Annotated in this window: 17 protein-coding genes and 1 tRNA gene; 4 read left to right on the top strand and 14 right to left on the bottom strand. The window is 58.9% G+C overall.

The window, feature by feature from the left end; translation table 11 throughout:
- Positions 1-25: 25 nt before the first annotated feature.
- From M1P90_RS13135 to M1P90_RS13125, 3 genes are read left to right on the top strand one after another with little or no spacing between them, the layout of a single operon-like run.
- A complete protein-coding gene (locus tag M1P90_RS13135) occupies positions 26-1,033 on the top strand; it encodes an alpha/beta hydrolase (protein ID WP_483703106.1) in 1,008 nt (335 codons plus the stop codon).
- Between the two features lie 51 nt (positions 1,034-1,084).
- Entirely contained in the window at positions 1,085-1,684 is a 600-nt protein-coding gene (locus tag M1P90_RS13130; protein WP_483703105.1) for a DUF4386 domain-containing protein, read from the top strand.
- A gap of 5 nt (positions 1,685-1,689) precedes the next feature.
- Entirely contained in the window at positions 1,690-2,556 is an 867-nt protein-coding gene (locus M1P90_RS13125; RefSeq protein ID WP_483703104.1) for a hypothetical protein, read from the top strand.
- Between the two features lie 146 nt (positions 2,557-2,702).
- Here the strand turns inward: M1P90_RS13125 and M1P90_RS13120 are convergent, their stop codons facing one another.
- The 9 genes from M1P90_RS13120 to M1P90_RS13080 all read right to left on the bottom strand — a co-directional run bounded on the left by M1P90_RS13120 (position 2,703) and on the right by M1P90_RS13080 (position 8,329).
- Positions 2,703-2,861 carry a hypothetical protein gene (locus M1P90_RS13120; RefSeq protein WP_483703103.1) on the bottom strand — a complete coding sequence of 53 codons (159 nt, stop codon included), beginning with the start codon at positions 2,859-2,861 and terminating at the stop codon, positions 2,703-2,705.
- A gap of 243 nt (positions 2,862-3,104) precedes the next feature.
- A complete protein-coding gene (locus M1P90_RS13115) occupies positions 3,105-3,383 on the bottom strand; it encodes a hypothetical protein (protein WP_483703102.1) in 279 nt (92 codons plus the stop codon).
- A gap of 123 nt (positions 3,384-3,506) precedes the next feature.
- On the bottom strand, positions 3,507-3,635 hold the full coding sequence (locus M1P90_RS13110) for a hypothetical protein (protein WP_483703101.1): 129 nt from the start codon (positions 3,633-3,635) through the stop codon (positions 3,507-3,509).
- A gap of 3 nt (positions 3,636-3,638) precedes the next feature.
- Entirely contained in the window at positions 3,639-4,130 is a 492-nt protein-coding gene (locus M1P90_RS13105; protein ID WP_483703100.1) for a P-loop nucleotide/nucleoside kinase family protein, read from the bottom strand.
- A 251-nt stretch (positions 4,131-4,381) separates the two neighbouring features.
- A complete protein-coding gene (locus tag M1P90_RS13100; protein WP_483703099.1) occupies positions 4,382-4,798 on the bottom strand; it encodes a cupin domain-containing protein in 417 nt (138 codons plus the stop codon).
- A 225-nt stretch (positions 4,799-5,023) separates the two neighbouring features.
- Positions 5,024-5,347 (bottom strand): hypothetical protein, encoded by a 324-nt coding sequence (locus M1P90_RS13095; protein ID WP_483703098.1) that lies wholly within the window; start codon positions 5,345-5,347, stop codon positions 5,024-5,026.
- Between the two features lie 405 nt (positions 5,348-5,752).
- Positions 5,753-6,268, bottom strand: coding sequence for a DinB family protein (locus M1P90_RS13090; RefSeq protein WP_483703097.1), 516 nt, complete (start codon positions 6,266-6,268; stop codon positions 5,753-5,755).
- Positions 6,269-6,530: 262 nt separating this feature from the next.
- A complete protein-coding gene (locus M1P90_RS13085) occupies positions 6,531-7,310 on the bottom strand; it encodes a hypothetical protein (protein WP_483703096.1) in 780 nt (259 codons plus the stop codon).
- 176 nt (positions 7,311-7,486) lie between these two features.
- The gene (locus M1P90_RS13080; RefSeq protein ID WP_483703095.1) at positions 7,487-8,329 is read right to left on the bottom strand and encodes an alpha/beta hydrolase; all 843 of its coding nucleotides are present in this window, start codon (positions 8,327-8,329) and stop codon (positions 7,487-7,489) included.
- A gap of 52 nt (positions 8,330-8,381) precedes the next feature.
- On the opposite strand from M1P90_RS13080, the gene M1P90_RS13075 reads away from it, so the two are divergent.
- Positions 8,382-8,552, top strand: coding sequence for a hypothetical protein (locus M1P90_RS13075; protein ID WP_483703094.1), 171 nt, complete (start codon positions 8,382-8,384; stop codon positions 8,550-8,552).
- 449 nt (positions 8,553-9,001) lie between these two features.
- On the opposite strand, the gene M1P90_RS13070 is transcribed toward M1P90_RS13075, so the two are convergent.
- The 5 genes from M1P90_RS13070 to M1P90_RS13050 form a co-directional block, all read right to left on the bottom strand.
- Positions 9,002-9,095 (bottom strand) — tRNA-Sec (locus M1P90_RS13070).
- 99 nt (positions 9,096-9,194) lie between these two features.
- Positions 9,195-9,440: a hypothetical protein gene (locus tag M1P90_RS13065; RefSeq protein WP_483703093.1), complete on the bottom strand. Its 246-nt coding sequence runs from the start codon at positions 9,438-9,440 to the stop codon at positions 9,195-9,197.
- Positions 9,441-9,470: 30 nt separating this feature from the next.
- Entirely contained in the window at positions 9,471-9,983 is a 513-nt protein-coding gene (locus tag M1P90_RS13060) for an FHA domain-containing protein (RefSeq protein ID WP_483703092.1), read from the bottom strand.
- A 29-nt stretch (positions 9,984-10,012) separates the two neighbouring features.
- A complete protein-coding gene (locus M1P90_RS13055) occupies positions 10,013-11,290 on the bottom strand; it encodes a vWA domain-containing protein (protein WP_483703091.1) in 1,278 nt (425 codons plus the stop codon).
- Between the two features lie 37 nt (positions 11,291-11,327).
- Complete coding sequence (locus M1P90_RS13050) at positions 11,328-12,524, bottom strand: PP2C family protein-serine/threonine phosphatase (protein ID WP_483703090.1); 1,197 nt, start codon at positions 12,522-12,524, stop codon at positions 11,328-11,330.
- Positions 12,525-12,624: the final 100 nt, after the last annotated feature.

Genomic DNA, 12,624 nt, shown 5'->3' with positions numbered 1-12,624 from the left:
TTGTAGGATTATGCGAGGAAACACCATGGCGACACTCACGAATACTCAGAACACACAAGCCCGCGCTCCGCACATCGCCCGGCGCGTGCTTCGCGGCATTGGCCGCGCCCTTGCAGTGCTGGTCGCACTCATTCTTGCCCTGGGGGTGCTTGGGGCCGTGTACGAAACGGCAGCGGAGGCGGCGGACGCGCGGGCCTACCCGCCCCCCGGCCAGATGATTGATCTGGGCGGCTACCGTTTGCACCTCAACTGCGCTGGCGCTGGCAGCCCAACTGTGCTTATCGATGCCGGGTGGGGCGATTGGTCGGCGTTGTGGGCGAGCTGGGTGCAGCCAGAAGTTGCAAAGACCACGCGCATCTGCACCTATGATCGCGCCGGAATGGGCTGGAGCGAAGCGGGACCGCTGCCCCGCACGGCCCGGCAATTCGCGAACGAGCTGCACAGCGCGCTGCACAGCGCGGGCGAGCTGGGGCCATATGTGCTGGTTGGGCACTCGATGGGCGGCTTAACGGCGCGGGTATTTGCGCACGATTATGCGGCGGATGTTGCCGGGGTGGTGCTGATCGAATCGATGAACCCGCGCCAGGCCAGGCCATCCGTGGCGCCAGCGGCGGGCACACATGCCAGCGGTTCTGCCATCCTCACGCTTCCGGCGCGGGTTGGGCTGCTGCGCGTGCTGGCCGGGCCGCTTGGGCTGACAACAGGATTATCCCCGGAGTTTCAGCCAGCCTACACCGCCTTTTCCGTGACCCCGCGCTCCTTCCAGGCAACGCTGGACGAAGGCGCGGGCATGACGGAAAGTTTACGGCAGGCCGAAGCCATAAAGACCCTTGGCACTATGCCGCTGATCGTGCTTTCGCGTGGAATCGGTGCCGACCCGGAGTGGCAGGCCATGCAGGCCGAGCTGCTGCAATTGTCGGCGCACAGCCAGCAGATATTTGCAGAAAAGAGCAGGCACAGCATTCAGCTTGAGCAGCCCGAGGCCGCCGTTGACGCGATCGAGGCGATGCTTGCGCAGCTTCGCCAGCCGTGAGAGCAGGCTTCCCAATGCTGGTGGGTGGCTTTTCGCACAGGGAGCATGGCGATGAATGAGCCGCACGAGGCATGGAACTGCCAAACAGAAACAGCGGCCGCTTCAGCCGAGCGCGGCGCGCGCATTGCGGGGTACCTGTTTCTGCTCGCTGGGATCGTGGGCGGCTGCGCCAGCGCATATATCACTGGCAGGCTGTATGTGCCTGGCGACGCGATGGCTACAGCTGGGCGTGTTCGGGCGGGCGCGGGGCTGGTTGGCATTGGCGCAGTTGCCAATCTGCTCCAGATGGCTGCATTTGCCGTGCTTGCGTTCAGCCGTGATGTTGTGTTCAGGCAGGCAAACAGGAACGCATCCCGCGCTGTGCTGGTGCTTGCCGCGCTTGCAACCGCCACCATGGGCCTGAACCAGCTTGTGCAGGCAGCTGCCGTGCTGGTTGCAACATGTGGCTTCTGCGTGGTCGCGTTCAACGCTGCATTGGCGAACGAGCTTGTGCTGCTCTTGTTCGGCATACATCGCTATGGCTTCCTGGCCGCGCAAATCGTCTTTGGCGCGTGGCTGCTGCGCTGGATGTTCGGAACAAGGATCAGGCCCAGGTCGATCTGTGCTATGATCGCATCGCCTTCTGTTCGCGCGCTTGCAAAAGGACGATGACAACTATGGACGACGTGAATCTCGGGCTGCTTGAGCGCGGCCCGCATGCCCAGCTCATCCGTGCGATCGGCACGCGCTGTGCCGCCGATCCAGGCATTCAGGCGGTGTGGGTTGGCGGCAGCCTTGCAAGCGGCACTGGCGACGCGTACAGCGATATCGATCTGCGCATCGCGGTCGAGCCCGGGCAGGTTGGCGAATGGGCCAGCCCCGATTGGCAGCGCTACCTGCCACTGCGGCCGTGCGGCGGCCTGCTGCTGCGTTTTGGCGAGCAGGCGCTGCTGCATCATATGGTGCTGGAAGACGAAACGATCATTGATTTCTATGTTCAGGACACCAGCCAGTCCAACCACGAGCCAAACCTCGTGATTCTCGCCTGCCGCAACGCCGCGTTTCGGGCGCTGCTGGAAGGCTTCGCGCAGCCCGCCGCCGCGCTGGTTCGGGAGATTGATGCTGCTGTGGTGCGGCAGTTCCTGGTCGACTACTGGATCGCAACCCACAAGCAGATGAAGGCGCTGGCGAGAAAATACGACTACACCGCATTTGGTGGCCTCTTCATCGAGCGGATGGCGCTGCTGCGGGCGTGGTATATGCTGCTTACGGGCAAAGATATCGACGCGCGCCCAACGCTTCATATGATTGGTATTCTTCACAAAGGCCTGGGGGGGCGGCTCACTGCCGAACAGCAGCGCATTACGGGCCTGCCCTCGCGAACACCCGAAGAAACTGTTGCTGCCATCGAGGCCATTCGCGCCGAGATGATGCGCGTTGGGCCAGAACTGGCCGAGCGCCATGCATTCGACTACCCACGCGAGCTCGAAGCGGTGGTGCGGCGCGCCTGGGCGGCGAACCGGCAGGCGATCACAGAACGATAATCTGAATCTCTGACGAACAAATCGAAGCGCCGCTGTGTGGGGTGCCGGTTTTCTTGTGCTTACCGGCTGGCGTGTGAGTTATACCTGCCAGAGCAGCGTGCCCAGCGCGTCGAAATCGGCGCGGGCTGGTGCGCAGGAGCATTCGGTCACGCGCTCCATGCGCCCGTCCTCCTCGGGTCGAGGTCGGCGCCCTTGAGCGGCACAATCCGGTCGGGCCAGACGTCTGCCGCGCTGTCGGCAAACACGAATTCCTTGCCGACGCGCTCGCCTTTGCCCCACACGTTTGGCAGAAAATAGTAGTACACCCCAGCATCAAGCCTTCAGCCACCGCATGGCACAGCAACGAGCCTGGCAATCGGCACCAGCACCCTTTGCCGGAAGGGTTTTAGGGAAACTGGCGAGGGTTTCCCTAATCGGGGGCACGTGGCGAAGCGCCCCGAGAAAAAGCAATGAGTAACCTCAATCGGGGGCACGGGGGCGAAGCGCCCCGAGAAAAAGCAATGAGTACTCTGGAAAATACATTTCCCTGTACTCAGCTTCCAGGAAGCTCAAGCCAGTTTTGCTTCAACCTGATAACCAGATGAGCTTCCTGGAAGCTTGCCCGTTGTATGAAATAACGTATTTTCCAGAGCAATTAGTAACCTCAATTGATCGACCGTAAGCTTCTTATGATCGACCATAAGCTTCTTATGATCGACCGTAAGCTTCTTATGATCGACCATAAGCTTCTTATGATCGACCGTAAGCTTCTTATGATCGACCATAAGCTTCTTATGATCGACCGTAAGCTTCTTATGATCGACCGTAAGCTTCTTATGATCGACCATAAGCTTCTTATGATCGACCCTTAACGCGTAATCAAGAAGGCGATGCAGAAATCAGGAAAGAATTTCTGCATCGCAACGAGCAAAGCCCATTTCCCCTCCCCCATCCCGTGTGGTGAAAGCACACTAGCGCACCTCACCCGGCTCGTTCTTGCCCTGCCCGAACACCGCCGCCGTGCCCGCGTGCGCCAGCGTGCCGGCCAGCAGCAGCGCGCCTTGATGCGCAGATGCCGGCCCTTTTCGCCAATCGATCACTTTTCACGATTTCTCGAATACGCAGTCGTTGGGACCAAAATAGACGTCATACAGTCTCGTCTCATCTGCGCTTGGCTGTTCGAACTTTTCTGGAAACTTCAGGAGTACGTCCTCCAGCAGGCTCTTCGCATCCGGCCCACCGCGTTCTTGCACTCGACGTGCCAGCTCTGGCAGTGGCGCGTCGACGAAGTGCAGTTCTGTGGTCGCATCCGTACGCACGGCAATCTGCCGGATGGTTTCGCGTTCGGCACGAGACCACGACCCGAACTCGACGATAACCGATACGCCTGCGCGGAGGAGCGTTTCGGCATGGTGAACCATATGGTCCTGGAGTCGAAAGCGAATGGTGTAGTCCACGAGGCTGATACCCATGGCTACCAGCCATTCGTCTGGGCACAAGCGCACCGCGCCCGTGGCCGTGGCGATTTTGATTGCTCGTGTGGTCTTGCCAGCACCGGGTAAACCACAAATGACAGAGAGCTTGGGCCGAGTCACAATGAAGCCTCCAGCACATGCGTGTTTCTTGCCGAAGATCAAAGACAAGCTACGCACAGTATATCGGAGCAGCCGACCTGAATGGACCACCTCGCCCGATGGCGTATGACGCCGAAGTTGATTCGTTCAAGAAAGAATAACGCGGCTGCAAGAAAAGAATCAAGGCGCTGGAAAATGGGGCTTGCACTTTAGCGGCGCTGCCGATTGATGCCGAGCACAGTGTAGCAGATATGAGCGCATGTGACACCGGGTTACTGTCGATCTGACATTCTCACCGGGTCGTCAACTATGGCCGACTCGAATTGACGCATAATCGTCGCGTGCTGGTGCAAGGGAGCTGCGTGGAGCGCGCTGATAAGCGCACGCAGCCGTGGCGTGAGCACAATCAGATAGCGTGTCGGCCCTGCCGCCTCAACGTAGTCATGTGGCACGCCTGCTGGTACAAAAACGCTTGTTCCTGCTGCTGCTTCAACGTCACGGTCGGCAAAGCGAAACGTGAGCGTTCCTTCAAGAATATGCCACGCTTCATCGTCCGCATAATGGACGTGCAAGTAGCCAGGGCCACCGCCAGTCCATTCATAAAGATCAAAGGAGTGTCCTACGGCTGCGATGGCCTGCTGCTCGCTTGGGCGCGAGGCGCGTTCAGCAACAATGATCGGTTCAGGCATCCGGAACTCTCCTTTTCTGAGCGGCTTGGTGGCAAGCGACTGGTAAATGGTCGTGTGATATGTGCTCGGAACATAGCACGAGGGTAAGATGTAGATGCGATTGAAGTGGCCCGACAGCTTGCCATTCTGTTGCCGCGAGCGCTACGCAAACTTCCTAAAAAGTGCGATTTCGCGCGCGAAGCGGCGTCCGCACCTGTCACGCTCTGGGGATGCTCGTGCTGTGTTCTACAATAGGGTGGCTGTGGCAATCAGCGCTTGCGTCTCATCAGCACATGCAAAAACATACTCTACGAAAGGCAACCACTGGACATACAGCTCTTCTTCTGCCATGCCGAACTGCTGCATTGCAAACGACCGATTGTCTGGCCGACACCAGTATCGCAGAAACCCCGGAAATATACGGCCATAATACAGTGCTACCCAGCCCACATAGCCAAGCCGCACCTGCCGCGCATCGCCAGCCCAGCCTGATGCAGCAAGTCCGTCGAGATAGCTCGGAAAAACACGTTGATCGAGTTCCCGAACTTGGGCAGGCGGCCAGCCGAACACAAGACTGCTGGTGCATATGAACGCGTTCAGTTCCGCGCCAAGCGGCGCGATACCGCAATCGGCCCAGTCGAGGAGGACAACGCTACGCTGCCCCGTGGCTCCCGCTATCACTGAACGGCTGGGCCTTCCAATCGGTAATGATCAGAGAAGATCGCCGCTGGTCTTGTTGTACGACCGTGGTCAACACATGAGGACGAATGTGTTGGAGCTGATCGAGAGTATTTTCGATCATGGTTGTACTCTGCATTTGTGCGGCAATGCGAAATCGACCGGCTGCTTATATTTAGGCGCCGCTGCGGGTACATGGCACCCACATTGTAGCAGAGCGTAGCGCTAAATGGGCGCGTTCTTGCTCGACGCGAAGTGGCGCCCGCTGCACGCGCGTGGTGGGCTGATCGTACAGGCTTACATTGCTCCCTCTGGGAGGTACGATGCTTTTTTATCCAGTGAGCCGACAAACTGCGGCAGGCGATTGTGACCGAGTAACTGCCGTATCGCCATTATCTCGCCGGTATGATACCAGTAGTGATAAATGACCCGTTGTACGAGGTTGCCGTAAATATATGCTATCGGCTTTCCTTGACTCAGGCCGTGCTGCTGCAACTGCTCGGTTGTCAGCGTATCAAGCCACACATTCGTCGTTTCAGTAATAGTATGCCAGGCGCTGCTGACGAGGTCGAGCGCAGGTGTGCTTTCTGGTGCACCATTGGCAAAATCACGATTGATGTCGGGCAGCAGCACACGCCCTTGGCCGTAGTGCAAAAAGTAGTATTGTTCCTGCCAGGCAAGATGACCAATCATCCAGCTAATACAATTCATTGGCATAAAGCGGCGCTGTGCATCTTCCTCAGAAACACCTTTCCAGGCGCGCGCAAATTCACTCCGAGTAAAGCGTAATTGAATAACAAGCGGGTGTGCCATAGTCTGCTGCCTTTCCAGCGAAACGGGTGATCGACAAACAGCCACCATCTCGACGAGTGGTGCGCGAGAGATGGTGAGAGTATAGCACGGATGTTTCGTTGGCAAACCAGCGAAGAAGCAAGTGAGATGGATTTAAGGTTGGTCCAACGCCAAGGCATTCAGTTGCCGCGAGCGCTGAACAAATTTCCTCAAAACCACTGATCTTGCACGCGCAGCGGCGCGCGCTGCACGCGTGTGTTCGGCGCGTGCGACGACCACGCTGCTACTGCAAGTGATGCTCGAAAAAGAGATCCCAGGAGGCTACTTCTGCCGCTGGTATTTCCGTGTGCCCACCAGGATTGATATGCATCGACTTTTTTGAACTGCCAAATGCGTTGAATAAGGCAATCCCGTAGTCTCGGCTGCGAATTGGGTCGTCCCATTGAAATGCGAAACGCAGTGGTATCCGAATCTGCTCTGCGGCATGCCGAAACGCGTGATGCTCGGGATGCAGGTGGGCCAAGCCCAGGACTGCACACCGAAACCGCTTCTCTTGCGCCAGAAGCGGCACTCCAATCCACGTCCCTTGTGAGACACCCCAATAGCCAATCGAAACAACTGTTGGCATCAGAGCGGCGAGCGTGACATCAAGGGCTGCTTGCCACTCGGGTACCGCTTGTGCTGCCAGGGCATCGAGAAACGCGATCTTTTCCGATGGGCTGAGTGATGGCGCGTTCGCCTCACCAGCGAGACGCCGCTCTGTGCTGCGACGTTCTGCATCAGCCTGTTCGGGTGTGGTCCGTTCACCATGATTGGGGGCATCAATCGCAAGGCTGCACCAGCCGAAACGTGAGGCATAGTGGATCGCGCGGTCACGAATGGTATCAGCCTTCTTGTGTTGCGATCCGCCGTGTCCGAGCGCCACAAGTGTACGCGGCTTCGCCAAATTGATGGGTTTCCAGACGACGCAGGGAACGACAGCTTCCGCGACCGTGATTTGGAAATCAATTTGGAGCACATCAACGCCAGCGGCGGTCGTTTTGATGTTTTGTGGCTCATTCATAGCGAATTTGAAAATGGTACGCTACTCGGATCGAGGTCAGCGCCGAACAGGGCGCGCTATTGTAGCAGATACGAGCGCGGAACATAAGTTCGATCTCGCTCGACGCGAAGCGGCGTCCGCCGCAAGCGCGTGTTGGGTTGCTGGCCTTATACAGACCTGGAAAGTCCTAAACTGTCCTAAGCGATATCCGCAACCCAGCGTGCAATCAGGCTGGCAAGCTGTGCTTCATATCCGGTATACACATGATCCGCGCCATCGATAAGTTTCACATCGATGTGCTGTGATTCGTGTGCTGTCTGGCGGAGAAACGCAAGCTCTGTTTCTCCGCCAACATCGCCACCGGTTCCGTAAAACGCGAGGATAGGGGTAGTGATTGTGCTGAGATAGGATGGACCGCGTGTGTTGCTATACGCTTGCTCAAGCGCCTGTGCGCGACTGACGAGCGTGCGCGCGGAAAGCTGATACCAAGGCTCGTCGGCAAACAGTGTGAGAAGCGTTGTGGGTTGCCCTGCAGCGACCAACTCTTGTGCCGTGGGCAAGCTGTCGGTCCAGTGTCCATGTACTTCAGGCGAAGCCAGAATGATTGCACGCACCCGAGGATCAGCGCGTTGGGCTTGATAGAAGAGCGTTTTGGTTGCTCCGTGGCTATGACCGATCAAAATGATCTTCTGGCTTCCGCGTTCCGCGGCAACGTTCACCCAGGCAGCGAGGTCGGCTGGTGCGTCTTCGATGCGTTCCCAGGCGCTGCCGCCGGCATAAGGGATGTCATCAGGAAGGCGATAGAGCGTGGCAGAAATATCATGACCACGCGTGTTGCAGCTCAGGAATGCAAATCCCTGTCTGACGAGTGCGCGACCAATAGTGATGTATGGCCAATCATAAAATGTGCCGGTGTTGCCGTGGATCCAGAGGAGTGTGATCGGAGGGAATGAGGATGGCTGAGGAGGAGTGATACAGACGCCAGCGAGTAGTAAGCCATCTTCGCTTTGGGTATAGACTAATTCTTCGCAAGTCTGCATGAGAAGCTCCTTTATGCGCAGGAAGTGAATGCGGAGAGTGTAGCAGGCAGATGTGACAGGGGCTGTCACTGGTGAAGCACCGAACGTCTTGCGCATCAGCCGCAAGCGCGCCGCATCAGAAAACGCCAAAAAAAGGCACGATCTCGCGCGAAGCGGCGTTCGCTGCAAGCGCGTGTTCGGTGGCAGTGAGTGGCGAGGCTTTTATTTGATGGATATGACCTAATCCCAAACGCTGTCGGTAATCAGTAGTGCAGTAATGCTACTACCGACGCAAGTGAATAAGCTGGCAATACAAACAACGCTCAATGCCATTATTTTGTTTCGCCGCAACGCTCGTACTGACAATGATACTGACTTGAATAAGTCGAAAGATGGCTGTTTCGGGCAGATTCTCAATCCATAATTGCTGCTGAAGTGAATTAAGCTCTGCAACGGGGAGTGAAAGTGGCCTGTCAAGGCAGACAAACCACGGCGTATGGGCGTGTTTCCACCCGAAGCGACACGGCTAGCTCTGCTGGCGCAAAACGCATGGTGGGATGCGTGTCGCTGAAGCACAGCACCTCAAAGAGTTAGAAAAAGAGATGGGTGGCTGAAGCGGCTGCTTGCCGAGCGGATGCTTGAAGTCGACGCACTCAAGGAGGCACTGGCACTCGGTCGTGAGAATGGGCAATACGAGAGCGCGTGGGAGTCGAACCCACCGGCGAAGCTCGTCACCCCGCCCACTCGTTTTGAAGACGAGGGCAACCACCGGGCCACATCCGCTCTCGCGGCGCATTCTACCCGCCGCACTTCTTTGTGTCAATACGCACAAACCCCTCGCGCCAATATGCTGGCGCGAGGGGTTTGTTGTGAAGAATACGAGCGCCTAGCTGCGGAAGAAGTCGATAACCGAGCCGCGCTCTTCCTCGCTGACCATAATCTCAAGGAAGGTGATGCGGTGCCACGGGTAGATCACGCTCTGCACACCGGCTGTGAGGTACGCTACATCCTTGCCATCGCGCTTGCGCAGGTTCGAAACTTTGACGTACGCGTCGGTTGGCTGTGGCTCCTGGTCGAGGTCGGCGACGATCGGATCTTCGCCGACAATATGCAAAATCACCGTCTTTGCCATCAGGTTGGTCCTTTCAGTGGTGGCTGCGTGTTAGCGTTCTTCGAATTCGATACGGAGCAAAAGCGTTCCGCAGCGGATTTCGTCGCCGCTGGCCAGGCGGGTGGGCTGCGAAGGCGCAAGCTGCCGGCCATTAATGAATGTGCCGTTGGCGCTGCCAAGGTCTTCCAAAACGTAGCGATTGTTTTTCCGCGCCAGAATGGCGTGCCGCCGCGACACGCCCGAGTCGTAGCCCCCGTCGAGGCCTAAGTCGACATCGGGGAAAATGCCGCGCGCGTTGTCTTTGCGCCCAATCAGCAGGTCGTCGCTGATATTCAGGTTGATACGCCGGCCACTGTTCATTACCACCAGGGTCACGCGTGGCTCTTCTTGCGCAATAGTGGGCGACGCTGGCGGCGCGGCTTCGGGCACAGTGCCGCTGGCGCCTTGCTGCCCAAGCGACACGGTTGTTTCGCGGCGGTTGGTGGTGAGCAGGTTTGCGCCGCACTCCGTGCAAAAAATCGTGCCGTCGAATTGCTTGGATGCGCAGTTTGAGCACACTTGCATGCGTTCGCTCTTTCTTGGCGCTGGCCGCGCTAGCTGCCCTTGCTTCGCTCTGCGCCAGGCCCCTGCCCCATGAGGCCGCGCGTGCCAAACTTGATCCGCTTGCGGCCTTCATCGCTGGTATTGCCGCTGCGCAGCAGCCGGGTCGCTTCTTCCTGCACGGTTTGGGCAAGTGCCACTTCGCCAGCCTCGAACAGCCGCGTGCCGGCCATTTGCAGCCGCCGGGTCGCTTCGTCCAGCCGCCCGGCTTCAACATCCTGCCAGGCACTCGATTGCAGCCGGTACGCCACCAGCCGCTCGAGCCAGTATTTCACCGTCGAATCGACCTGGTAGCCTGCCTCGGTGCCGGGCTGCACGCGCACGCGCACAATGTCTTCTGCCACGCGGTCGCGCTGATTTGCGCCAGGCAGGTCGTATTGAACGGTTATTTTCAGCAGCGGATGGTCGCCAGCGGACATGGGTGGCGCAACAACTTCGATCAGAAAGGCATGCACATCGCTGCCGGGCCAGTCGCCCAGGTTGCCGCTCCAGTGCAGGTCGGTTTCCTCGCTCATCGCAATCTGGCCAATAAATGGCCGCACGCGGTCGATCGAGCGCACCTGCCCACCGGGGCGCACCGCCAGCTTGATGCGCACCTGCTGAGCGAAGATTGAGTGCAGGCGCTTGAGCTCTTCGGCAAAAACTGCGGTGATATCCTGCGCGCTGGCGATATAGTGCGCCCGGCTGTTTTCGCGCGCCGTCATGGTTTCCAGCAGGTCTTCATTCCATTCATCGCCCACGCCCAGCGCCGTCAGGCCAATATTGCGCTGCTGGGCGCGCCGCGCAATCTCGACGCAGCGGCTTTCGTCGCCATAGGTGCGCCCATCGGTTAGCAGCAGCATGCGGCTGATGCCGCGCGACAGCAAGGGCCGCTGGATTTCTTGCAGCGCCAGCGCCATGCCGTTGGCCATTTCGGTGCCGCCAGCTGCTTCGATCCGCCCAATCGCCTGCTTCAGGTCGGCTTTGTTTGTGACGCGCTGGGCCGGCACCAGGGTGTCGGCGCGGTCGTTAAATACCACCAGCGAGAAAAAATCATCCTGGCTGAGCTGGTCGATAATCCGGCTGGCCGCGTCTTTGACCTGGTTGAGCCGCTCGCCGCGCATGGACGAGCTGCGATCGACAACCAGGCAGACGTTCAGCGGTAATTTGGGCAGTTCGGCAGCCAGGCCCTCCGGCGTTGCTTCGAGCAGAATGTAGAGAAGCTGTGGCTCGGCGCTTTCGCTGACGACGGGGCGGCTGATTGTGCGCTGAAGCCGAATACCTGGTGCCATACGTTGTTCCTCTGCCATGGGCCGGTGTGCGGTTTGCCTAGGCTGTGTTTGAAGGTAAAGAAACCACAATTGCTGAAATATTGTCGTCGCCGCCGGCGAGGTTGGCGCGTGCAATCAGCTCGTTACAAGCATCCTGCGGCCAGGGGTGGTGTTGCAGCACATCCAGCAGAATGTCGTCGTCGATCATTCCCCACAGCCCGTCGCTGGCCAGCAGCAGGTGCGTGGCGTCGCCAAGTTGCTGGTAGCTGAAGTCTACCAGTACTTCGGGCTGCTGGCCAACGGTACGATACAGCTGCGAGCGCAGTGGATGTTCGCGCGCCTCGGAGGCGTCGAGCTGGCCGACCTGAATGAGCCGCCCAACGGTCGAGTGGTCGTTGGTGAGCAGGCGCAGGCCCGTGGGAGTTGCGAGGTAGGCACGCGAGTCGCCGACGTGGCCGAGGTAAAGCGCGTGGCCGAGCATCAGCGCAACCGTGCAGGTCGTGCCCATGTCCGATCCAAGCGTTTGCGCCTGTTCCCAGATCACGCGATTAGCGGTTTGCACTGCTTCGATCAGCAGTGGCTGAAGGGCTTCGGTGCTGCTGTCAGCAAGCGTCGGCACCACCAGCTCGGCCAGGATGTGCTGCACCACTGTGCTGATTGCCAGGCGGCTGGCAACTTCGCCGCCCTGATGCCCGCCCATGCCGTCGGCTACCACAAACACGCCAAAGGGCAGGTCGTTGCTTTCGCGCGGCAGTGTGCTCAGCATGCCGAAAATGCTATCCTGGTTGATGCTGCGCACGCGCCCAATGTCGCGGAGCGCGGCAAAGGCCAGCCCGCGCTGCGAGTGGAGCGCGGCGAGCGTTGGCACCTTATCTTTGTCGAGCTGGCGGGTGGTGGTTTCATTGGCCGGTGGGGGTGTTTGGCTGGGGACGGCGTTTGTGCCTGCTTCGAGCGGCTGTGTGCCCATGCCAGCCGGCTTTTCCTCGGCTGGTTCGCCCTGCTGCGCTGGCGCAGAATCGTCTGCAATGGCTGGGGCCAGCGCCGGGCTGGTTTCATCAATCGGCGCAGAGCTTTCCCACCATTCCGCTTCGGGCGTGCCGCTTGTTTCATTCGCAGGTGGCAGCGTTTCGGCGGCGCCCGCATCGTTCTCGGCAGCCTGAGCTTGCGCCTCGGGCGCGTCTTCGATCTGCGCCTGCCCGGTTGCCGTTTCGGGGTCGCTTTCGGTTTTGCGGAACAGCTTGCTGATGAACGACATCAATCACTCCGTGAGTTCTCCGCGATGAGCGGCGAGCTTAACCAGGCACATTCAAACTGAGAACTCAAACAGCCTGTGCAATTCCAAATGAGGTTTTCGG

The organism is Kouleothrix sp. 19917 (genome assembly GCF_057073505.1).
The sequence above is the reverse complement of the archived record's forward strand: the minus strand, read 5'-3'. Positions and strand labels throughout refer to the sequence as shown.